The organism is Dysgonomonas termitidis (assembly GCF_054657735.1).
This window is the reverse complement of sequence record NZ_BAAHYD010000002.1, coordinates 2,651,882-2,674,261: the sequence shown is the minus strand read 5'-3', so window position 1 is coordinate 2,674,261 and position 22,380 is coordinate 2,651,882. Positions and strand designations below refer to the sequence as shown.

The 22,380-nt window shown below is 41.3% G+C and carries 15 protein-coding genes; 5 read left to right on the top strand and 10 right to left on the bottom strand.

The features are described from left to right. Nucleotides 1–49: 49 nt before the first annotated feature. The 3 genes from nadC to nadA form a co-directional block, all read right to left on the bottom strand. Nucleotides 50–910 carry a carboxylating nicotinate-nucleotide diphosphorylase gene (gene nadC / locus ACYQ3L_RS15235; RefSeq protein ID WP_379996247.1) on the bottom strand — a complete coding sequence of 287 codons (861 nt, stop codon included), beginning with the start codon at nucleotides 908–910 and terminating at the stop codon, nucleotides 50–52. Beyond that, a complete protein-coding gene (gene nadB / locus ACYQ3L_RS15230; protein ID WP_379996249.1) occupies nucleotides 907–2,487 on the bottom strand; it encodes an L-aspartate oxidase in 1,581 nt (526 codons plus the stop codon). Before nadB ends, nadC begins: the two co-directional genes overlap by 4 nt. An 88-nt stretch (nucleotides 2,488–2,575) precedes the next feature. Continuing rightward, nucleotides 2,576–3,580, bottom strand: coding sequence for a quinolinate synthase NadA (gene nadA / locus ACYQ3L_RS15225; RefSeq protein ID WP_379996251.1), 1,005 nt, complete (start codon nucleotides 3,578–3,580; stop codon nucleotides 2,576–2,578). Between the two features lie 1,109 nt (nucleotides 3,581–4,689). Here nadA and ACYQ3L_RS15220 point away from each other — a divergent pair. Beyond that, on the top strand, nucleotides 4,690–6,588 hold the full coding sequence (locus ACYQ3L_RS15220; RefSeq protein ID WP_379996253.1) for a DUF4139 domain-containing protein: 1,899 nt from the start codon (nucleotides 4,690–4,692) through the stop codon (nucleotides 6,586–6,588). Nucleotides 6,589–6,652: 64 nt separating this feature from the next. Here the strand turns inward: ACYQ3L_RS15220 and pheS are convergent, their stop codons facing one another. After that, the gene (gene pheS / locus ACYQ3L_RS15215; RefSeq protein WP_379996255.1) at nucleotides 6,653–7,672 is read right to left on the bottom strand and encodes a phenylalanine--tRNA ligase subunit alpha; all 1,020 of its coding nucleotides are present in this window, start codon (nucleotides 7,670–7,672) and stop codon (nucleotides 6,653–6,655) included. A gap of 618 nt (nucleotides 7,673–8,290) precedes the next feature. Between pheS and ACYQ3L_RS15210 the strand changes: the two genes are divergently transcribed. Next, complete coding sequence (locus ACYQ3L_RS15210) at nucleotides 8,291–9,115, top strand: IS982 family transposase (RefSeq protein ID WP_459952367.1); 825 nt, start codon at nucleotides 8,291–8,293, stop codon at nucleotides 9,113–9,115. 226 nt (nucleotides 9,116–9,341) lie between these two features. Here the strand turns inward: ACYQ3L_RS15210 and ACYQ3L_RS15205 are convergent, their stop codons facing one another. Further along, nucleotides 9,342–10,490 (bottom strand): OmpA family protein, encoded by a 1,149-nt coding sequence (locus ACYQ3L_RS15205; protein WP_379993456.1) that lies wholly within the window; start codon nucleotides 10,488–10,490, stop codon nucleotides 9,342–9,344. A 313-nt stretch (nucleotides 10,491–10,803) separates the two neighbouring features. Here ACYQ3L_RS15205 and ACYQ3L_RS15200 point away from each other — a divergent pair, with 313 nt between their 5' ends. After that, nucleotides 10,804–13,194 carry a monovalent cation:proton antiporter family protein gene (locus ACYQ3L_RS15200; protein WP_379993457.1) on the top strand — a complete coding sequence of 797 codons (2,391 nt, stop codon included), beginning with the start codon at nucleotides 10,804–10,806 and terminating at the stop codon, nucleotides 13,192–13,194. A 22-nt stretch (nucleotides 13,195–13,216) separates the two neighbouring features. Then, the gene (locus ACYQ3L_RS15195; RefSeq protein WP_379993458.1) at nucleotides 13,217–14,038 is read left to right on the top strand and encodes an endonuclease VIII; all 822 of its coding nucleotides are present in this window, start codon (nucleotides 13,217–13,219) and stop codon (nucleotides 14,036–14,038) included. 94 nt (nucleotides 14,039–14,132) lie between these two features. On the opposite strand, the gene ACYQ3L_RS15190 is transcribed toward ACYQ3L_RS15195, so the two are convergent. From ACYQ3L_RS15190 to ACYQ3L_RS15170, 5 genes are all read right to left on the bottom strand, one after another. Then, complete coding sequence (locus tag ACYQ3L_RS15190) at nucleotides 14,133–15,410, bottom strand: 3-keto-disaccharide hydrolase (RefSeq protein ID WP_379993459.1); 1,278 nt, start codon at nucleotides 15,408–15,410, stop codon at nucleotides 14,133–14,135. A 1,186-nt stretch (nucleotides 15,411–16,596) separates the two neighbouring features. Beyond that, nucleotides 16,597–17,892 (bottom strand): SpoIID/LytB domain-containing protein, encoded by a 1,296-nt coding sequence (locus tag ACYQ3L_RS15185; RefSeq protein ID WP_379993460.1) that lies wholly within the window; start codon nucleotides 17,890–17,892, stop codon nucleotides 16,597–16,599. A 59-nt stretch (nucleotides 17,893–17,951) separates the two neighbouring features. Then, nucleotides 17,952–18,890 (bottom strand): DUF4922 domain-containing protein, encoded by a 939-nt coding sequence (locus ACYQ3L_RS15180; RefSeq protein ID WP_459952437.1) that lies wholly within the window; start codon nucleotides 18,888–18,890, stop codon nucleotides 17,952–17,954. A 16-nt stretch (nucleotides 18,891–18,906) separates the two neighbouring features. Beyond that, the gene (locus tag ACYQ3L_RS15175) at nucleotides 18,907–20,367 is read right to left on the bottom strand and encodes a glycosyltransferase family 2 protein (RefSeq protein WP_459952436.1); all 1,461 of its coding nucleotides are present in this window, start codon (nucleotides 20,365–20,367) and stop codon (nucleotides 18,907–18,909) included. 254 nt (nucleotides 20,368–20,621) lie between these two features. Then, the gene (locus ACYQ3L_RS15170; protein ID WP_380001575.1) at nucleotides 20,622–21,467 is read right to left on the bottom strand and encodes a hypothetical protein; all 846 of its coding nucleotides are present in this window, start codon (nucleotides 21,465–21,467) and stop codon (nucleotides 20,622–20,624) included. Nucleotides 21,468–21,869: 402 nt separating this feature from the next. Between ACYQ3L_RS15170 and ACYQ3L_RS15165 the strand changes: the two genes are divergently transcribed. Beyond that, complete coding sequence (locus tag ACYQ3L_RS15165) at nucleotides 21,870–22,370, top strand: OmpH/Skp family outer membrane protein (protein ID WP_380001577.1); 501 nt, start codon at nucleotides 21,870–21,872, stop codon at nucleotides 22,368–22,370. The last annotated feature ends 10 nt before the right edge of the window (nucleotides 22,371–22,380 follow it).

Below are 22,380 nucleotides of genomic sequence, written 5' to 3'. Positions count from 1 at the left end.
GAGAGGTTGGTCTAACTTCTCCTTTCTTATTTCATTTTACAAGATTCAATCAAAAAGCTTTCAGGCTCAAATCTATATTCGGAGCAGCATATATTATTGCCCCCGATGAAATGTAATCCACGCCCGTTTCAGCTATTGCATGCACAGATTCTTTCGTAATTCCGCCTGATGCTTCTACTTTAACAGCGCCATTGATGAGTTGTACGGCGGCAGCCATTTCAAAGATGGACATATTGTCGAGCATAATCACATCCACGGCTTTGGTTGCCAACGCTTCTTCCACTTCTTTCAGGTTACGGGTCTCCACTTCTATTTGCAGATCTTTTCCTATCTCTTTCAGATATTTTACTGTAGCTTGCACGGCGTTGGTAATACTTCCGGCATAATCGTTATGATTGTCTTTCAGCATTACCATATCAAAAAGCCCGTAACGGTGATTCTTTCCCCCGCCGATATACACTGCCCATTTCTCGCACATGCGAAAAATCGGGGATGTTTTGCGGGTATCGAGTATGCGGGTATTGGTATCGGCCAATAGCTCCACCATTTCGTGTGTATAAGTAGCTATACCGCTCATCCGTTGCATGCAATTCAGCACCAATCGCTCCATTGTAAGAATGGAACGGGCCGAGCCGGATACGATGAAAGCAATATCGCCTTCTTTTACGCTATCTCCGTCATTCTTATATACTTCTATTTTCAGGCTCTTATCATAATAATGGAATATTTCCTGTGCAAGGTCCACCCCTGCCAGAATACAGTCATGCTTGATAAGCAGACGGGCTCTTCGCTGCAGATCGGCAGGAACACTGGCCAATGTGGAGTGGTCGCCGTCGCCTATATCTTCTTTTATGGCTTCATCTATAAAATGATATAGCCTTTCATCTGTTACATAAGACGGTCTTTTCATTTTTTATCCAAATCTTTATTATAAAATGTACCTCTGTTTTCTGTTTGTTCCATACTCTGGGCTATAATCAGGAATGCGACACTGACCAGATTCCGCAATTCTGATAACTGTGGCGACAAAATGGAAAAGTTATATATTTCTTTCACCGACTTATATATCTCTTCTTCTTTTTGCTTTGCCAGCTTTAGGCGTCTGTTACTGCGAACAATACCTACCAGATCACTCATCAGGGTCTGCAATTCCTTGCGCAGATAATTCAGCAGGACCATTTCTTCGTTTACTTTCATTCCTTCCTGATCCCATTCCGGAATTTTAAGAAGTTGTTCATAGTTAAAATTGTCTTCACTGAGTCGTTCCAGCGTTTTTACGGCTGCACGATGACCGAATACCAATGCTTCAAGCAGGGAATTTGATGCCAGGCGGTTCGCTCCATGCAATCCCGTATTGGAACATTCGCCCACGGCAAACATATTTTTAATCGTACTTTGTCCGAATAAGTCTACATCAATACCTCCGCACAGGTAATGACTGGCTGGAACAACCGGGATCAGATCCCTGAACATATCCAGTCCCGCATCTTTGCACTGCTTGTAAATATTGGGGAAATGTTCCATAAACTTACGCTGATCGAGATGGCGGCAATCGAGGCATACATAATCATCTCCCCTCAGCTTCATTTCGCTATCGATAGCACGGGCTACAATATCGCGTGAGGCAAGCTCTTCCCGGTCATCGTATTTGTGCATAAAGGGTTCGCCGGATGCTGTACACAACTTTGCCCCGAATCCTCTCACAGCTTCCGAAATCAAGGGCAATTGTCCGGTGGTGAGACTGTAAAACGCAGTCGGATGAAACTGGATGAACTGCATATTGCTGATCCTTGCCTTTGCCCTGTGCGCCAGACCTATGCCATCACCCGTAGCAATTATCGGATTGGTTGTATTCTTATATACATGCCCGCAACCGCCCGTCGCCATAAGTGTTATCTTGGCCGACATCTTCTTTATGCGTTGCGTCTTCAGGTCAAGAACGTAAGCCCCATAACAATTCAGGTTATATTTATCGAATGATTCACCGGGTATATGATGTTCAGTAATAAGGTCTATCACATAGTGGTGATTAAGCAGTTCCACATTCGGCAGCCGCTCGATAGCTTTCAATAGGGCCCTCTCTATTTCCGCTCCGGTAATATCTTTATAATGCACTACACGGTTTTCCGTATGGCCGCCCTCACGTCCCAGATCGTACGTCTGAAACTCATTTTTATCGAAGTTAGCCCCCCACTCCACTATTTCGCGGATACGCTCAGGGCCTTCTGTTACCACTGCTTCCACAGCTTCTCTCTTGCATAATCCGTCTCCGGCACGCAGGGTATCTTCAATATGTTTTTCGAAACTGTCTTTTGTGAAGTCTGTTACTACAGCTACACCACCCTGGGCATACTTTGTATTCGACTCTTCATCATCCGATTTGGTTATAACCGCAACTTTGGCTCCGGGCTTCTGCTGCGCTATTTTCATCGCATAAGAGAGTCCGGATATGCCAGAGCCGATTACCAGAACATCTGTATATATCATTCTATAAATTAAAAAATTATAAATGAAGAATTATGAATTACTAAGCATCTGTGCCATTTTTCATTCTTAATTCTTAATTTCCTATTATCTATTTAATTGCTTTCGAAAGTTCCAGCATCTTATTTATCGGACGCAGGGCTTTAATTCGAATTTCTTCATCCATCAGGATTTCAGGAAGCTCATACTTCATACACAGATACAATTTTTCCATTGTATTCAGTTTCATAAAATGGCATTCACTGCAATTACATTTATCATCGATAGTAAGTGCCGGAATAAGTTTCTTTCCGGGCGCCCGTTTACGCATCTCATGCAATATACCTTCTTCTGTGGCTACTATAAATTCTTCCGCCGCATCGTTTACGACATAGTTCAACAGGTTGGCGGTAGAACCAATATAGTGTGCAACCTGCAATACCGGTTTCTGAGCTTCCGGGTGCGCTATCAACTTCGCTTTCGGATGATTGAGCATTTGCTCTGCTATCCGTTCCAGTGAAAATGCTTCATGCACAATACAGGCACCATCCCAAAGTATCATGTCACGGCCCGTTACCTGGTTGATGTAGCGTCCGAGATTTTTATCAGGAGCAAAAATTATTTTTTGTTCCTCAGGTAACGAATTTATTATATGCTCGGCATTGGATGAGGTTACTATAATGTCGCTTTCGGCTTTTACTCCCGAATCGCAGTTAATATAGCTTACCACGATTGCTCCGGGATGCTTCTTTTTCAACTCCCTCAAGCCTTCGCCCGAACAGGAATCGGCCAAAGAACAGCCAGCCAGTAAATCGGGTAATACGACTTTCTTGGTTGGATTAAGAATTTTCGCAGTTTCTGCCATAAAATGAACACCGCAAAATACAATCATGTCTGCATCCGTTTTTTCGGCTGCACGCGCCAGTTGCAGGCTATCGCCTAAAAAGTCGGCAATATCCTGAATATCGCCAGTCTGATAGTAGTGCGCGAGAATAATAGCATTCTTCTCTTTCCGCATACGGTTGATCTCCTCTATCAGATCGATTCCTTTTGGTATCTCCATATTCAGATAACCTTTGGCAGGTAGCAATTCAACCGCTTTATCGAATGTTGTCATATCTTTCGTGAAATAGAATTACTCGTTTTTTTAGTAAATAAGTATTGTAAAATATTTATCATTAAGCTATTCAGCCATAACCAACTATTGTTGTTACACTTACAAAATAACAACCAGGCCGGTGACCTTAGTTTCTAAATTCCGTAAGCAAAAATACTTATAAAAACTGATTTTTCCGAAAATCGGGTATATATAAATGAAAGGCTTATCTATTAGTTCATGTTACTATTACTCGCAAAAAGTAACATCTCCAATATATATACAAAAAGGGTTTAACTATAAAGCAATGGAAACCCTCATTGAATTAACCTTTATTTTCATTATATAGTTAAAAAGTAACAGATGTAACAGTTTTTTCTAACTTTTCTATTTGTTACATTCTCGGTTATCAAAACACCACAATAAAATTTTAGTACAATCATTTCAAAGAACCTTCCCGTATACAGCTTCTATGTATAGAGATAAACAAAAAGAAATATTATAAATCATTCTGCGGGTTATTAAAGAGATTAAATAGTTGGATTTTAACGTTCTGTTTTTAGTTACAGGTTACTACGCCCTGCGGGCAGTTACAAGTTACGAGTCGGCTGATGCATATATGGCCAGAGCATGAAGAGTCTCTGTCTTGTCGCCGCATCGCGATTCCGGCCTCGTCCCGCAGGCGGGGTACCCAATCCGTAAAGCGCCCGCTCGCGCAGACGTCCCGTCTGTGTGTTGCGTAGCAAACATTTTGCCCCACCGAAGCTGCGGTTTTGGGTCGCCGGGGGATGCAGCCTTGATTTTTTGTTTCGTTTTGCATCAAGGCAAAATGAATTGGAGCGAAGCGTAAATCGGCAGAGCCAAATATAAGCCGGCTGGCGCGTTAGAAAAAAATCCAGCAATTTTATACGGCAATAATAATTTCAGCTACTGATTGGCATAATTAGTTATCAATAGCAGGACAGGATTCGTTTGGTAAGCCCGAATCCTGTTTTTATATTACATAGTAGTGCGTGATAGGTTTTCCTCCAGGAAATTTTAGTCAGGAAAAATTTTAGCAATTCTTTATCTTTTCCTATTTTCGCTTGTGCTTGCTTCTATATTAGATTACTAATTTAAATCTATATATCATGCTGAAACATTTACTTTTATCGATCCTTACACTGCTTTTATCCATTTTACCCCTTGCTGCACAGGAGCAAAAGGAGTTGGTCTTAAAAACGGATGTATCCGAAGTTACGGTTTTTATCAATGGCGCACAGGTTTTAAGAAAAAAGACTGTCGATCTGCTGCCGGGCAAGACCAAAATAAGGTTTACAAACCTTTCCCCCTATATTGACGCTAAAAGTGTACAGGTAAAAATGGATGGGGAAGTGATGGTCGTCTCCGTAAACCATCAGTCGGGCTTTCTGGATAGTCTGAAAAAACCGGTGGTATCAAAAACTGCCGACCAGCAGGTAAAAGATATAAGTGACAAACTCGCTTCGGAACAAATATCCAAAACAGTGATCCAGGATGAACTGAAATTTTTGGAAGAAAACAAGAAGATTGGCGGTTCTAATACAGGCGTCAGCCTCCTGACATTAAAAGAAACAGCAAATTACTATAGGGAACGTATGACGGCCCTGAAAGTAAAAGACCTCGAAATATCGAATCGTATCCAAGCTTTGGAAGCCGAAAAAAAAGCAATTCTCAGCGAGGGCAGGCAAGATGGAAACACAACCAAACGTACTCCGATAGGGGAAGTCGTGGTGGAAGTGGATTGCAAAAGAGCTACCAGGGCCAATATGGAACTTATGTATTATGTGAAAAATGCAGGCTGGTATCCGGCATATGACGTGCGGGCTATCAGCATAGATAAACCGGTACAGCTGGTATATAAGGCCAATATCCATCAGAATACACAGGAAGAATGGAAGGATGTGAAATTGAAAATATCGTCGGCCGACCCGAATCAGGGAAACGTAGTGCCCAAGCTTAAAACATATTTGCTGAATTATTATACAGCTCCTCCGCGTTACGATACCCGTATAGATAATAATCAGGTAAGTGGTGTTGTGCTTGAAAACTCCGGCGAGCCGCTTATCGGAGTATCTGTAGTAGTGAAAGGTACGACTATAGGCACGGTTACAGACCTCGACGGCCGTTTTTCGCTTGTAATCCCTCAAAACGGCAAAGATTTGGTGTTCTCGTATGTGGGCATGGTGTCGCAGACTCTACCCATCACTGGTTCTAATATGACTGTATATATGCAGGAAGATTCCAAAATGCTGGATGAGGTAGTGGTAGTCGGTTATGGTGCTGTTAAGAAAGAACTTACAGGTGCTGTGGCCGGAGTCCGAGCCGAAGCTAAGCCCGCTTCTCCTGCTCCGGTATTTATAAGAAAAGATATCGCAATGCCTATAGTTCAGGTGGAAAACCAGACAGCGGTGGAGTTCGAAATTAAAATACCTTATACAGTCAAGTCTGATAACAAAAATACGATTGTAGAGGTAGACCGTTACGAACTGCCTGCCGATTATGAATATTTTGCGATCCCGAAAATTAATAAAGATGCTTTCCTTCTGGCAAATATTACCGACTGGGAAAAGTACAATTTGCTGGAGGGTGAGGCAAATATTTTCTTTGAAAATACATATATAGGTAAAACGATACTTGATACACGTTATGTCTCAGATACCTTAAGCATATCCCTTGGACGCGATAAGAATATTCTGGTCAGCCGCGATAAGGTAAAGGACTTTAATACGAAGAAATTTTTAGGGTCTAAGAAAGAAGATACACGGGCATGGAAAATTAGTGTGAGGAATAACAAAAGCCAGCCGATCAAATTTGTTGTACTCGACCAGATACCTGTATCTACTACCACCGAGATAGAGGTGAATGCGGAGAACCTATCGGGAGGAGATTTGAATACCGATACGGGGGAGGTGAAATGGAAAATGGAATTGAACCCGTCGGCAAAGAAAGAATTGGAACTCAGATATAAGGTGAAGTATCCGAAAGACCGGAACCTGACAATAGAATAGGAAAAGAAGGGAAAAGTGAAAAATAAGATAATTACCACCTTATTTTTCACTTTTCGCTTTTTAATTAATGTGCACTCTCAAATTGCTCCAGGAAACGTTTGTCGTTTTCTGAGAACATCCGCAGGTCTTTTACCCTGTATTTGAGATTCGTGATACGTTCTATTCCCATGCCAAGGGCATAGCCTGTATATACTTTACTGTCGATGCCGCAATTCTCCAGCACATTCGGGTCTACCATGCCGCAACCAAGTATTTCTACCCAGCCTGTGTGCTTACAGAAAGGACAGCCTTTGCCTCCACAGATATTACACGATATATCCATTTCGGCACTTGGTTCAGTGAAGGGGAAGTAAGACGGACGCAAACGGATTTTGGTGTCTGCACCGAACATTTCCTTGGCAAAGAAGAGTAGCGCCTGCTTGAGATCGGCAAATGAAACGTTTTTATCTATATATAATGCTTCTACCTGATGGAAAAAGCAGTGTGCGCGATACGATATGGCCTCGTTGCGGTAAACTCGTCCCGGGCAGATGATGCGGATAGGAGGTTGTTGTTTCTCCATCACGCGGGTTTGCACGGATGAGGTATGTGTGCGGAGCACTATCTCGGGACTGCGGGCTATGAAGAATGTATCCTGCATATCACGTGCCGGGTGGTCTTCGGCAAAGTTGAGCGATGAAAATACGTGCCAGTCGTCTTCTATCTCCGGCCCTTCGGCAATGGAGAAACCAAGGCGGCGGAATATATCACAGATCTCTTTCTTAACGATTGATAAGGGATGACGGGTGCCTAATGCTACCGGTGCAGCTGTGCGGGTAAGATCGATAGATAAATCACCTGTCTGTGAGTTTTCTAACGATTCTTTCAAAAGGTTGATTTTCTCCTGAGCCTTTTCCTTTAGCTCATTTAGTCTCATACCTACCTCGCGCTTTTGTTCAGCAGCAACATTGCGGAAGTCGTTCATCAACATTGAAACTTCACCTTTCTTACTCAGATATTTAATACGCAGAGCTTCTATTTCTTCTGCTTTAGCGGCTTTCAGGTTGTCTATTTCGGACAACAACTGGTTAATCTTGTCAATCATATCTTGTTTTCGTATTTTCTAAGAAACGAGTACAAAAATACATTTTTCTTTCTTTATATCCGATAGATGCAATACCTTTTTAAGGTAAACGCACGAAAATCGGCAAGGTTTCAGGTAACATCAATGCTTAGCAGTTAACGGTATTCTCACGCAGAAATGCAAAGGCGCAAAGTCCAATTCATGATTTATCACCGTATTCACATTCGTTGACTGTATTTGGTTAAAACCTGACACCTTTCAGTGAACAGTCAGTAGTAAACAGTCATCAACCCGTAACTTGTAACTGCCCGAAGGGCGCAGAAATAACATTCGCCGAAGCGAAGGCGAGGCAAACTCGTAACTATTTCAAAAAAGTAACAAACGTAACGGATTTTTCCACCTTTGTGCCCTTTGTGATTTCTTTTTGTGTACTTAATGATTAAAAACTCCTTACCACAAAGGTTTACACAAAGGGCACTACATAAAAATCTGACAAACCTGACACAAACTAACGACTTTTTCTTGTTTTTCTCCTGTCGACTTTTTACTTATTAATTCAAGTTGCTATTTATAGAATTATCCAATAAAAAAGGTCAATCCCTTAACTTTGCGGTGCTAACACACAAAAAAGGACTGACCATGGTTACAAAAACCATTGCAATATACGTATTTTTTGATGATATATTGAAATCGATGAACCACAAAGAGCCTGAGAGCCGTAAGACCAGTGATGCGGAAATCATTACGGTAGTTCTGATTGCCGCCCAGTATTTTGCAGGCAATATAGAGAAATCCATCTGTTTTGTCCGTTCTACCGGATTGATGCCTCGTATGCTTGGCAAAAGCCGCTTCAACCGCAGGTTGCACAATATAGGAGAATTTCTTAGCCAACTCTTTTTCTATACAGGCCAGGCAATAAAGGGTATGAGCCTTGAGACAACTTATAGCATCGATAGCTTTCCTGTAGAGGTCTGCCATAATATACGCATAAGTAGATCCAGGATTGTCAAAGGGGAACAATACCGAGGTAAATGTGCTTCCAAACGTGTTTATTTTTATGGTTTTAAAGTTCATATGATAGTTACTTCGGATGGTATTCCCGTAGAATTTACCTTTACAGCAGGCGGAATCCATGATATTGACGGTATAAAACAATTGCCGGTCAACCTGCCTGATGGAAGTCAACTTCTGGCTGATTCCGCTTACACTGATTATTTGCTTGAAGACATGCTGGCCGATAATAATATTTATCTGAAAGCTGCCAGGAAAAGTAATTCCACAAAGCCGCATAATCCGTGTATGGAATATCTGATATCTATTCACAGAAAGCGGATTGAAACAGCTTTTAGTGATATTACCAAGTATTTGCCTAAGAAAATTCATGCCGTCACTCAAAAGGGGTTCTTGATTAAACTTATTGCTTTCATTTGGGGATATACTTTTGATAAAATTTACAATCTATAAATAGCAACTTAAATTTATTACTTAAAACTTTTCAAAGAGCGATATGCTAACAGCTAATAGCTCTCAGCTATATACATAGATAAACTTTTTCAAAAAAAATTAAATGTCATGCGGTTTCCCTGATACATTTTTACTGATATACTCTTATTAAATATCTTGATCTGACCAAATAAAAATAAGGATGTCCCGAAAGACATCCTTATCCATATAACGTGTATTATATCTTTTACTTAGTTATAGCTGTAAATACTACTACACGGTTCCATTGGTCGGTAGGGAACAACTGTTCTTTGTCGCCGCTGGCTTTTGTAGTAATACGGCCGGGAGCAATATCATATTTGTCGATCAACACTTTAGCTACAGCTTCGGCACGTTGCTCGGATAGCCTTTGGTTGATAGCCGGAGTACCGGTGCTCCTATCGGCATAACCTGTAACGACTACATTCACGCTTGGATTATCCTTCAGGTAGCGGGCAGCGTTGAAGATATTGATATCCTGATTTTGTTCAAGTTTTGCACTACCGATACGGAATACTACAACAGCATTCATCAATACTTCGGTTTGTTCTTTTATCTCTTTAGTTTCCTGTACGATAACCTGAGGTTCCGGTTTATTGGCCAGGTCGGTTTTCAGCCTGTTGATTTCTGCGTCTTTACTGCTCAGAAGAGACCTCTGGCTGTTTATTTCGTTATTTAAACGCTGTAGTTCAGCCGGATCTGCCGCATCTACAACTTTGAACCCGCCTTTCGACAACCTGAATGAAACTCCAAGTAAGGCATTGACTGTCCCGTCATAGTGCGATCCTTCTTCACGTCCGTTAAAATCGTCACGCATAAGGTTACCGGCGACTTCCAGATTGATACTGGCCACTTCACTTACCCGGAAATCGGCTTGCAAACCTACACGTGGTACGATACTGTTTACAGTATGGATGCTGTTTTCCGAATCTTTAAATACATGTACATAACCAAGACCGGCAAAACCGATCAGATTGAACATCCTGTCTTCTTTGTACGGAAGTACGAGGTTAGTCAGGTTTAGTAACCCGTCCGCGTTTATCTGGAAGTACTTCGATTTGTATGTACCATCCGTATTATTCAATTTATAATAATTCTTGGATTCCCATCCCCCAACTTGTAAACGTGCACCGGTTTTCGGTGAAAAATATTTACCAAGAGATACAGCTGCATATGGAGTTACAACATCCCCGAAAGATGCATCTTTATGATACTCACTGATTGTGTATGATGCCCCGCCTTGTAGTTGCAAAAACCAATTATCACCCAATGTCGACGGAACAATAGCTTTTTCTTGCGCTAATGCAGGAGATGCTAATATGGCAACTGCTGCGATAGATAAAATAACTTTTTTCATTTCTAATAATTTAGTTACTATTTTGTATAAACGACTGTCAGCATCACATTGTTCAAATATAGAAGTAGAATAAATTGCCTGGAGAAAAAAATGTTAAATAAAAAAAAGAGAAGTATAATACACTAATTGCCTGGGTGACAGTAAAGAGTGAAGTTTCGGAAAAAAGAGGCAAGTTGATAAATTTTAGTGACAATTTGATTTTTTATTTCTAAACCCATTTTTTTTTGTTACTTTTAAATGCCGAAAACATCTATTGGCAATATCCTTTAAGGGAATAAAGGAAATATACACAAAATAGAATTATTATAAATATATGGCGCATCTACCAGATTTTATAAGCGACTTGGCTATAATACTTATTACAGCCGGGTTTGTTACCATTGTGTTCAAATGGCTGAAACAACCTGTTGTACTTGGCTATATTGTTGCAGGATTCATTGCGAGCCTGCATTTCAAAAAATTTATAGAAGATCTTGTTATAAAGGTAACTGACATCCCCGAAGGACAGGTCGCTAATGTCTTTAAGGCATTACCTGAAATATCGGATATGGCGAATGTCAGCATTTGGGCAGAGATAGGGGTGGTATTCCTCTTGTTTGCGCTCGGGTTGGAATTTAGTTTCAAGAAACTGATCGATGTGGGAGGCAGGGCCTCGATAGCTACGCTTATCAACCTGGGATCGATGATAATAATCGGCTATCTGGCAGGCGAACTGTTTATTGTAAACCTTATTGACGATTGGACATCGATGGATAGTATCTATCTGGGTTGTATGCTGTCCATGTCTTCCACTACCATTATTATAAAGGCATTTAACGATATGGAGCTGCAAAAGAAAAAGTTTGCAGGCATTGTATTTGGTATGCTTATTGTCGAGGATATTGCAGCTATCGTTATGATGGTATTGCTTACCACATTTGCATCCAGCCAGCATTTCGAAAGCGGCGAGGTGGCAAACAGTGTGGTCAAACTGGTTTTCTTTATGCTTATCTGGTTTGTAGTGGGTATTTATATGATACCGACAATGCTGAAGAAACTGAAAAAATATCTGAACGACGAAACACTCCTTATTGTTGCCATCGGGCTTTGCCTCGGTATGGTATTATTTGCTACCAGTGTCGGTTTCTCTGCTGCACTGGGGGCGTTTATAATGGGTTCGATTCTGGCCGAAACAATAGAGTCGAAGCATATCGAGCATCTTATCGAGCCACTGAAAAACCTCTTCGGGGCTGTTTTCTTCGTTTCGGTAGGTATGATGATCGACCCGGCGGTAATCGGGGAATACGCCGTACTTATACTTATATTGACATTAGTTATTCTGATCGGGCGTACTATCTTTGCCACAATCGGTGTCCTTGCATCGGGTGAAGGCCTTAAAGTAGCTATGCAATCGGGATTCAGTCTGGCTCAGATTGGGGAGTTCTCCTTTATTATTGCATCGCTGGGTATGGGACTGGGTGTTATTACTGAAACCCTTTATCCTATCATTGTCGCCGTATCGGTAATAACTACTTTTACAACGCCATATTGTATCAAAGGGGCCGAGCCGGTTTATAACTGGGTAGAAAAGCGTATCCCCAAGAAATGGGATAAACTCGTGGAGGGCTACGGTATGTCGAGTTACAATACGGTAAATAAGCAGAATGACTGGAAAAAGTTACTTCAAAGCATCCTCAAACTAGTGGCGATCTATACCACTATTTCAATTGCGATACTTCTTGTGTTCCAGAATTTTATAAACCCGTATATCGTAGAATACGTGCCGGGCAGTATTTGGGGCAATATAATGGCTGCAGTGATTACGCTTACATTGATGGCACCGTTTCTCCGGGCTATAATGATGAAGAAAAACCGTTCGGAAGAGTTCAAGAAGCTCTGGAAAGATAATCGGTTCAACAGAGGAGCATTGATCTCCCTTATTGCTTTCCGTATCATTATCTGTGTTACACTGGTATTGATGGTTCTTATCCCCTTGTTCCCCAGACTGACCGTACTGATGGTGATAATATCGCTGGCGGTAGTTACATTGATTGTATTCTCGCAGGGCTTTAAGAAGCAGTCGCGTAAAATAGAAGCCCGTTTTCTTGAAAATCTGAATCTGAAGCAAAAGCACGATGAGAAGAAGGCCGCCTTTTTGCCTACAGTGGCTAATGACCTGCGTTCGAAAAGTATCCATATCGAAGAATTCGAAATATCCCAATCTTCGCCTAGTATAGGAAAAACATTGCGAGAACTCAATTTCAGGCAGAAGACAGGAGTGAATATCGTGACTATAATACGCGGAAGTAAAAAGATAAACATTCCTGATGGTAATGAACGTCTCTATCCTTTCGATAAACTTGTAGTTTCGGGTTCCGACGAGGAGATGCAAACTTTGGCGCAATATCTGCACGATAAGCGTGAACAGGCGTCTCAAATGGAAGAGGAAGCCCAGCATCATATCAGCCTGTCGCAGTATCTTGTAGAACCGGGCTGTCCCCTTATAGGTAAAACAATTGCCAATGCCGCAATACGGGAGAAGACCGAATGTATGGTTATCGGTATAGACCGTAATGATGAGTCTATTATACAGTTTACCCCGAACTTTATGTTTGAGGAGGGCGATATTATATGGCTTGCCGGCGAAAAAGATAAATTGAATTCGTTTGAAGAAAATATCGGGGATTTGATTCCACTGATACTTAATGGTTCGAATTTAAGATAGTTAAATTATTAAAGAATAAGCCATGATTGAAATACCAGAATCCCGAACGATAAGCCGTCAGGCCGAGACGATACTGGCCGGAAAACGTATAGCAGAAGTAGTACAAGCTACCAGCCCGCACAAATTCACATGGTATAACGGCGACCCGCTATTATATCCTGATATCCTTGTAGGCCGGGAAATTGAATCGGTAAGAGGGCAGGGGATGTTTGTAGACATCTTGTGCGATGAAGATGTGACCGTAACGATCGGGGACGGAACAAATATGAAATATTATCCCGCCATAGAAAAGCATCCGGCAAAGCATCAGCTGCTAATCGCCTTTGACGATAAGAGCTTCATTGCCTTTACCGTATCTATGTACGGGGCGATTTTCGCTTATAAGGGGGAACTGGATAATCCCTATCATAAGGGCAGCTTGGCCAAGCTATCACCATTAGACGATACTTTCGATGAGCAATATTTCGACAGCATCTTTAAAGGTGTAAAGAAAGATATGTCGATAAAGGCTTTACTTGCAACCGAGCAGCGTATTCCGGGATTCGGAAACGGGGTATTGCAGGATATTCTGTTCAAGTCCGGACTCCATCCCAAGCGTAAAATATCCACTATATCGGATTTTGAGAAAGGGGATTTGTTCCATTGCCTCAAAGTAACTATCCAAAGCATGACCGAAAAAGGCGGGCGTGATACGGAAAAGGACTTTTATGGCAATTTTGGCGGCTATAAATGCATCCTCTCCAGAAATACCTACAAACAACCATGTCCCAATTGCGGTGATGAAATCGTCAAGGAAGCTTACCTTGGAGGCACGATATATTATTGTCCGTCCTGCCAGAAATAGTATTGTCGCATTATACGATATTCAAAATAAAAGGGTTGCTTTTGCTGGCAACCCTTTTGTATATGAGGCAATATAAGAAACTATCGCAGAAATCTTATAGTGTTTTCAGCTTCAGATTGCGCCACAATACTTTAATCCCTCCGCCGTCATGTATCTGGAGCGCGATACGTCCTTGTCCTTTTCCGATCTTCTCATCTACAAGATTTACTATTTCTTCGCCGTTGAGCCATGTAGTAACCTTATCTCCCTGAACGAGGATACGCATTGTATTCCAGTCTCCGACTTTAAGTACATTATCCTTTTCTTTCGGAGCTTCAATGATCCATCCCCGTCCGTAAGATTCATAGATGCCGCCCGTTCCATGACCTTTTGGTGCCACCTCTACCTGCCATCCGTTTACTCTCACATCTTTTTCTATAAATGAGCGGATAAATACGCCGGAGTTTCCGTCGGCTTCCTGCTTAAATTCCACAGTCAGGTCGAAATCGTCGTAGTACTCGCGTGTAGCCAGATAGCCGTATTGTTTGTCCGGGCCGCTTTCGCAAACGAGTAGGCCGTCTTGTACATACCATTTTTCGGTTCCGTATACATCCCACCCTGCAAGGTCGGTTCCGTTGAACAGTGTCACCTCTTTTGTCTTGCGAGGAAGTTCTTTTATTTTGATATTGCGGAATGATGCAGGATATCCATGATCTTGCAGGCATATCACGCCTTTTTTAGCGAGTCCGTATTCAGGTGCATTATGCCATTTTCCGCTATTCTTGCGGGCATACCAGTCGTCGGTCCAAGCTTCAAATTCAAGTATCTTTACACCGTTGAGCCAATGTTCGACATGGCCGTTATCAAATACAATTTTAGAATTGTTCCATTCGCCCTGCGGATTTACTTTCATTACCGATGTATCAGGTAGATGCATGGCATAGTCCGCACCCATATTTTGCCAGTCTTCGAGTTTGTCGGGAAAATTAGGAGCATCTATTAATTGATATTCAGGGCCTGTAACGTAAGGCACACTATACTGCGGACGTTCTACTACATGGTACAGCATACCGCTGTTGCCACCTTTAGACAGTTTCCAGTCCCATGAAAGTTCAAAGTTTTCATATTCTTTATCAGTTACAATGTAACCGCTGGCATCGCTGCCGTCACCTTTAGCCTGAATACAGCCTTCCACTACATGCCAGGGCTGAGTAAGAGTTGTACCATTGTAATCTTTCCATCCGGCCATCGTTTGACCATCGAAGAGCAATTGCCATCCTTCGGCTTTTTCCTTTTCTGTCAGCGTGTTGTCAGGCTGTGTACTGTTGCAGGATGTCAGAGCTATAGACAATATGGCACATGATGCAACAAAATTCTTAATTTTTGATTTCATTAAATTAGGACTTTGGTATTAAAAAAAATAATTAACTATTTCAACAAAGATAATAAAAATACCGTAAGGTAAAAGTTTATTTACTGATATAATGCGTATAAATGTTAGTATTCATGTATATTATTTATATAAATAATGCATCTTTGAAAGCCGTTTGAAAGCCGCTGTATCTTTATTTCAAAAATCTTTTATATTATCAAGATTTGCAAATATTGTTTCGTCAGGATAGAACTTTGTATCTTTCAGCTTTTCTTCGTTAATTTTTAGTTTCTTTTTGTCTGGTTCACCCTTTTTAGGCCAACTTTTGTTCGTGTTTAGTTAACAGTCATCAGTTAACAACTTGTAACTCGTAACTGCCCGAAGGGCGCAGAAATAACATTCGCCGAAGCGAAGGCGAGGCAAACTTGTAACTAAAAAAGGTAACAAAGGTAACACTTATTTCAGTAAACAGTCTGCAGTTAACAACTCGTATCTCGTATCTTGTCTACTCGTAACTTGTAACTGCCCGTAGGGCAAAGTAACTCGTAACTATCAAAAAGTAACACCTTTTTTAGCTATTAGCTGACAGCTGTTAGCCAATAGGCTATGTACAAAACTTGACAAACTTGACAAACTTGACACATTTTCCACTTTTCTCTCCTGTCACTTTTCCTTATCCGGGCGTAAAGTTTTACGTCCCTACAAATTCCAAAAAGTAACATAGGTTACAACTTTTTACACATATTCAATTTTTAAATCATTAAACCTTGAATCTTTAAATCTTTCCTATTCTTTCAAAGAACTATCAGCTGACGGCTATCAGCTAATAGTATAGATAAAGTTTTCAAGACTCAATTCACATAAAACAAAAAAGTAAAACGGCTTTATTAATACAAGGAACGCCAAAAGCCGTTTTACTTGCCAAATACTAATTAGAAACAGGTTAACTAGTGTTCTTCTTTTGCTTTTCCGTAGTCAGAGGCTATTTTTAACAGCGATACGACTATAATCGGTATTATACTGCATATATCATTGCCCAGATAAAGAAATGGTTATAGCTCAAATATTCCTGTCGTCATCAGCCCTGTACAGAATGCGTAGTGAGCTGTTTTGTGCCTCCCTTCGGAGAAATACATCGGATAGAGCATGTAAGCAGTAAATCCGAAGCCATGACCAAATTGCTCTATAAACACACAAGGGAGGGGCGTTAATAACTCTTCTCTATACTTGCACCCACATAATAATGCAGTAAAATCTTATCGTAAGAATACCCCTTTTCCCCCATCACCGCGGCCCCTATCTGACAAAGGCCCACGCCGTGTCCCCAGCCTGCGCCGGTGAGGATAAATCTATCATCCGTTTTGGTGACTGTAAAGGCAGAACTGTAAAGATGTGAAGTGGATAAGATACGGCGTATTTCGAGTTCCTTGCCTATAATCATAGTCTTTTCAGAGCCAACGATCTTGAGTTTTACCAGTCGGCCCGAAGTCCCTCTTTGGATAGGTATGAGTTCCTGTATAGTGCCAAAATCGATTCCGGAACGTTTGAGAATCAGAGCCGATAATTCCTCCTGCTGATATGTAAGCTGCCAGCGGTAAAAGCTTGTCGTTTCCTGATCGTAATTGTTCAATACCTGTGCCAGTATTCCCTTATCCTGCGTGTTGCAGAATGCCGGAGGGCACGACTCTATCCATTTTACAGACTCCGTTTCTATGGTAAGGTCGGGTATATCCGTAGCGTTTTCATCATCCCGTAGTTTTACCAGATAAGGATATTTTATATCTTCCCAGCAATTCTGGAATTCTTCTACGACCCCGCCGCAGCATTTCGAAAAGCGGGCATCGCATATCTTGTTCCCTGATATCAGCACCTGCCCCCGTGTCTCCTTTATGGCCTGCTTCACTGTGTCGATATTTGCCGAAGCACGGGTTATACCTTGGTATCGCTGGCAATGGTCATCGGCACAAACATCGAAATTGAGGTGGTCTTCACGGTCATACCAGCGGATAATCTCGTCTCCGGTCTCGGTGAAGGTTGTATATTTTTCTTTGGCTGCCACTATCTCCTTGTTCTTCTCGATCTGGGCCAACAGCCAGCTCCGGGAGATAACAGCATGGGCTTTAAGTAGTTCCAATGAAGCGGTAGCGCTCATTTCGGAGGATATGACACTGGTCAGGTAATCTTCTGTTTTGATAAGGTTTATAGCTGTAATCTCATCATTTTCCACGATCAGCCTCAATGCGCCCTGAAACCGCTGGTCTTCTTTACGTTCCCAATGGAAATTGATTCCGATGGTAACTTCTTTCAGCGTGAAAGAAGCATGTTCATTTTTGGGGATGAACAGTAATTCCTTGTAAAGATTTTCGTTCCATAAGATTAATCCGTATTTATAAGATACAGTATTTTTTCCTGTTACTTCATTGTCCAGACAAATGTATTCTTTGTCGAGTACAAAACTTATTTCCTTGTTTGCTAAGATGCCAACACTTACTTCTGGTTCCATATTATTAGTTTAGTTATGAGTTACGAGTAAAAAAGATACAGGTTATTTGAGTATTCTAGCTATATAATTTTCATTGAATTAGCTATAGCCATCATTTTTTCGTTGCTGATGCATATTTCATTAAGAATGCTTACGATATTTTTTTTTGTTATCCTGTCATAATCCTTTTTTAGCGGAGTTATAAATACTCCGGCCAGGTCAACGGCCGCCGGGCTGACGAGCAGATTTTCGTCCCCTAAGGCAAAGAAGCATTCCGGTCTGTGTTTCTCGCGAGGGAATATGCAGCTGTAATACTTCTTGTTTTCGTACCAAGTGAGTATATTCATCATGGGCTCGTTATGCGTGTCTTTCAATTCGAGCAATGCATATAATTTCCTGAAGCAGGCCAGAGCCTCATTTTTATTTTCTGTTTCTAACAGGAAACAGTTTCTGAGATAGTCTCTGATGGCATACAGGATCAGTTCATCGGTGTGGTATATGATCTCCTTGCCAATATTCTTTATCTCCCTTTCAAAAGGGAGGAAGCCCTTTATCCCCGCTTGGAAATGCGCATGGTCAGGCGCAGAAGCCCCGCACTTTGGCCCGTTATAGAACAGTGTATACCCATTGAGGCTTTTAGCCATGTCCAGCATATCGCCATACCTGTTGAAAATAAGCTGGTCGGCATGGGAGTAAGCCGCTATAGTCAAATGGCGCGGGAATATTGGATATGGGTTTACTAAGATCTGGTACTGCGTACCGAATGGTATCCCCACTTGGACGGGTGGTAAATTTTGGGGGCAAAGGAAGCATTTCCTTTGCCGTATAGACTCCGTATCCACTTTTGCCGCCGAAGAAATGATCCTCCCGGGATTGAACTGTACCCTGACAGTGAAGTCGCCGAAAACGAAATCTTTGGTATTTACTTTTTGCAAGGCCTTATAATTCGCCCTTGCCAGTTCCCATTTTTGAAGTTGGGAAAAGAATAGCCCGTCTATGTTGAAATGATCTTCCGCCATGTTTATCCCCCTTTATTTATTTCCTATTCAACGCAATGCGGGCTTCGAGTTCCCATGTACGAATCCTGTCCTTATATGTATTGTGAGCGTTCAACCTGACAATATCGAGAGACGCGTCCGAATTATCGTCCCATCGGCGGCACAGGTATAAGACCTCATAAATACGTCCTATCTGGTATTCGCGTGAAAAATATAACCCCAGCGCATAATCTTCACCATAACTTGTATTGGGTACCTTTATATTTCTCAGTATGGGGGTATAGAATGCCCTTGGAGCTCCCAGTCCGTTGATTCGAATGGCATTGTTCCGTCCGTTGTCAGGAGTCCATTCCTTATGGTCTATAATGCCCGGGGGTATCATTTTCATATCAAAACCGGTGAGCATATATGTTCCCACGACCATTGCGCAATTCTGTTCGTAAAAAGCATCGACAATTTTCTGCAGGGTCTTTTCATGAGCATATACATCGTCGCTATCGAGCTGTACAGCAAATTTTCCGCATTTGGGATGATGCACGCCTAGGTTCCAGCACCCTCCGATCCCCAGTTCCTTATTATCGGGTATTATATGCACCAGCCGGCTGTCAGAGGCAAATTTCCTGATTTCTTGCGTTGTACCGTCGGTAGAATAATTGTCGATAACAATAATGTTGAATTTGAAAGATGTCTTTTGCTCCAGGGCCGATTTTATGGCATCGCCTATAGTCCGTATACGGTTCCTTACCGGAATGATGACCGATGCTTCATATTCGAAGTCAGATTTTCCGAACTCTACGTTTTTGAAATCCGGGGTCAGATAGGCCCCTGTCTTTTTGAGATGGTCGGTGCATGCCAGTTCCATTTCTCTCTGTACCTCCCGGTTTTTCGGGTCAACATAATCGAATATTTTTTCTCCGCTTTTCCGTGTGTCATATTCTATTTCAGTATACAGGTACTCGTTGATATGTACTAAATCCGCCTCCTGGGATACTTTGAGGCGCAGATCGTAAATTCCTGCGAATTTATATTCCCTGTCCATTTTAGATACAGCCATTTTCAGGTCAAGAGATTTGTACAGCAGTAGCGACCCGAAATTGAAATCGTCCCTTAAGCTGCCCTTTTGATAAGCGATAAGCGGATTGTTTTTCTTTTCGTCGCCCACCACCTGGTAATGGTCGGCATACACAAGCCCTGCACCCGAATCTGCTATAACCTGCGCCATGCGGTCCAGGGCAAACATACCCAGGCGGAGCTCAGCCGGTTTTGTGTAAATTAGGGTGTAATCAGAATCGGCCATTTCGGCTATCTTCTTGATCGTGGCTGTAGAATGGAGAGAATCGACAGGTATTGTTTGGCAACCGTTGATTATATCCCCATGATCGTTGTCTGCCAGTAAGAATATCTTATTGACCAGCGATGAGCCTTTTAGATTGGTTATGGTTTCTTTTGACTGACTTGAGTTTTGAAAAGATATAAAGCAATTGATTTTCATTTTCATCCCGGTTTTTATTATACATTATATATAAATTATGTGTTATGTGTCTGATTTATTAAAAATTAATACGAGTGATACAGGCGTTTTATGTAACCGATAAACAGATTGTTGGTGTATATAGATTAATAAATCCTTTTAGTATTTTTTTAAGGTTATGAATCACTTGCCACAAATTTATATTCAATATCTCAAATAAGGGGATTAGAAGTGTTAAATTTCGGGTTTATTAGTGTTTATTATATGTTAGATACATATTTTCACAAATATCTATCACTTTTGTGATACTCAATTAATCCTTTGATAGGATTTTCTATAATTATATCTATATGGACATTAAGTTCCTCAGCTATTTCTCTGATAATATCGGCATACATATTGGCAATAGTACCTACAAGCCTGACGGGATATAGGGTGTAGTCGTATTGCAGAACATTCCGTTCGAAGAAAGAGCGCAGGCTGTGATATACCAGACCTCTTACATAGGGATCATCCATATAATCATGTAAGAAGTATGACATGACGGATAGCAGCCTGTTTGGAAAAGGTTTGGTATATACATAATCTATGATTTCGTCCGGTGTAATCTTGTATTTTTCGTAAAATAATGTTGCCAGTCCCTCCGGGGCCAGCCCTTTCAGGCAATCTGAAACGAATGCTTTTCCCATTGATGCGCCGCTGCCTTCATCACCAAGTATGTATCCGAGCGATTTAATATTCTTTATAATGTCGGTACCGTCATAGAAACAAGAATTGGACCCCGTTCCAAGTATACAGGCTATTCCTGCCTTATCCTGAAACAATGCACGGGCCGAGCCCAGAAGGTCGCTCTCTATCACGGCAGGTGTTCTGAATTGCGCCTCAAACGAGGCTTTTACTATCCCTTTTTTCTCTGGGGAAGAACATCCCGCCCCATAAAAATAGATGGCATTGAATTTTGCCCTGAAAAATATCTGGGGAAGCTGTATCCGTATTAGTCGGCTAATCTCTTTTCTCGATTGGAAAAAGGGATTTATGCCATCCGACAAGAAATGGGCTGCGACACCTTCTCTGTCTACCAAGCACCATTCGGTTTTTGTTGAGCCACTTTCTGCGATTAAGATCACAAGTTCATTATTTTATTTTCTGCAAAGATATAAAAAATAGATATGCAGTTTAGCTCTTTAAGGCTTAATAGATTTTATGATTTTTGTATATTATAAAAATGTATCGGGATTTTATCGGAACAAATTGCTGTTTGCTTTGCAAACCTTGCATGATCCTGCACACTCTTTTTATTCATTGAATCAGATAATGCATTATGAAATGGAGATTTACAGCTTTCAGGATTGCAGATAAATAATAAACTTTAATAAATAAGCCGGGATTACTCTATATTATCACACAAATAAACACTATTATTAATAATATCTAAACGCAAATTTATTACTTTCAAATTGATGAGGTAATTTAGAAAAGTATCTTACATTTGCGGAAATATATATCATTATTTACTTAAAGAATGCACTATGAAACCTTTATTATTAACATTTCTCCTACTTTTTCCTCTGACCTTTTTTGCCCAGGATAAACTCGCATATGTCAATGTTGACGAGGTCTTTTCCAAAATGCCGGAATTGAAAGATGTGGAGACAAAACTAATGGCAAAAAGTGAAACTATAAAAAAGAGCCTGACTGCCATGCAAACCGAATATAATCAGATGCTCGAAAGATATGGAAAGACTCCTACCGATAGCATTACTCAGGCCATTGCGGAAGACAGGCATAAACAGATGACAGATTTCCAGGAAAGGTATCGTGTCTTTTCAAACAACAGCCAGCAGGAACTGGAAAAAGAGCAGCAGGCACTGATGGCTCCATTACAACAAAAACTGATGAAAGCTATAAAAGATGTTGGGGCCGAAAACGGCTATACTTATATCCTCAATTCGGCTAGCCTGCTTCATATGGGTACAGCCGCCAAGGATGCAAACGGGCAGGTGAAGGCTAAATTGGGAATTACAAATTGAAGCTGTCCGT

What these genes read in the sequence shown, in the direction of transcription:
- nadC (WP_379996247.1), bottom strand. Translation starts at nt 910, where the DNA reads ATGAAAAGACCGTCTTATGTAACAGATGAAAGGCTATATCATTTTATA.
- nadB (WP_379996249.1), bottom strand. Translation starts at nt 2,487, where the DNA reads ATGATATATACAGATGTTCTGGTAATCGGCTCTGGCATATCCGGACTC.
- nadA (WP_379996251.1), bottom strand. Translation starts at nt 3,580, where the DNA reads ATGACAACATTCGATAAAGCGGTTGAATTGCTACCTGCCAAAGGTTAT.
- ACYQ3L_RS15220 (WP_379996253.1), top strand. Translation starts at nt 4,690, where the DNA reads ATGCTGAAACATTTACTTTTATCGATCCTTACACTGCTTTTATCCATT.
- pheS (WP_379996255.1), bottom strand. Translation starts at nt 7,672, where the DNA reads ATGATTGACAAGATTAACCAGTTGTTGTCCGAAATAGACAACCTGAAA.
- ACYQ3L_RS15210 (WP_459952367.1), top strand. Translation starts at nt 8,291, where the DNA reads ATGGTTACAAAAACCATTGCAATATACGTATTTTTTGATGATATATTG.
- ACYQ3L_RS15205 (WP_379993456.1), bottom strand. Translation starts at nt 10,490, where the DNA reads ATGAAAAAAGTTATTTTATCTATCGCAGCAGTTGCCATATTAGCATCT.
- ACYQ3L_RS15200 (WP_379993457.1), top strand. Translation starts at nt 10,804, where the DNA reads ATGGCGCATCTACCAGATTTTATAAGCGACTTGGCTATAATACTTATT.
- ACYQ3L_RS15195 (WP_379993458.1), top strand. Translation starts at nt 13,217, where the DNA reads ATGATTGAAATACCAGAATCCCGAACGATAAGCCGTCAGGCCGAGACG.
- ACYQ3L_RS15190 (WP_379993459.1), bottom strand. Translation starts at nt 15,410, where the DNA reads ATGAAATCAAAAATTAAGAATTTTGTTGCATCATGTGCCATATTGTCT.
- ACYQ3L_RS15185 (WP_379993460.1), bottom strand. Translation starts at nt 17,892, where the DNA reads ATGGAACCAGAAGTAAGTGTTGGCATCTTAGCAAACAAGGAAATAAGT.
- ACYQ3L_RS15180 (WP_459952437.1), bottom strand. Translation starts at nt 18,890, where the DNA reads ATGGCGGAAGATCATTTCAACATAGACGGGCTATTCTTTTCCCAACTT.
- ACYQ3L_RS15175 (WP_459952436.1), bottom strand. Translation starts at nt 20,367, where the DNA reads ATGAAAATGAAAATCAATTGCTTTATATCTTTTCAAAACTCAAGTCAG.
- ACYQ3L_RS15165 (WP_380001577.1), top strand. Translation starts at nt 21,870, where the DNA reads ATGAAACCTTTATTATTAACATTTCTCCTACTTTTTCCTCTGACCTTT.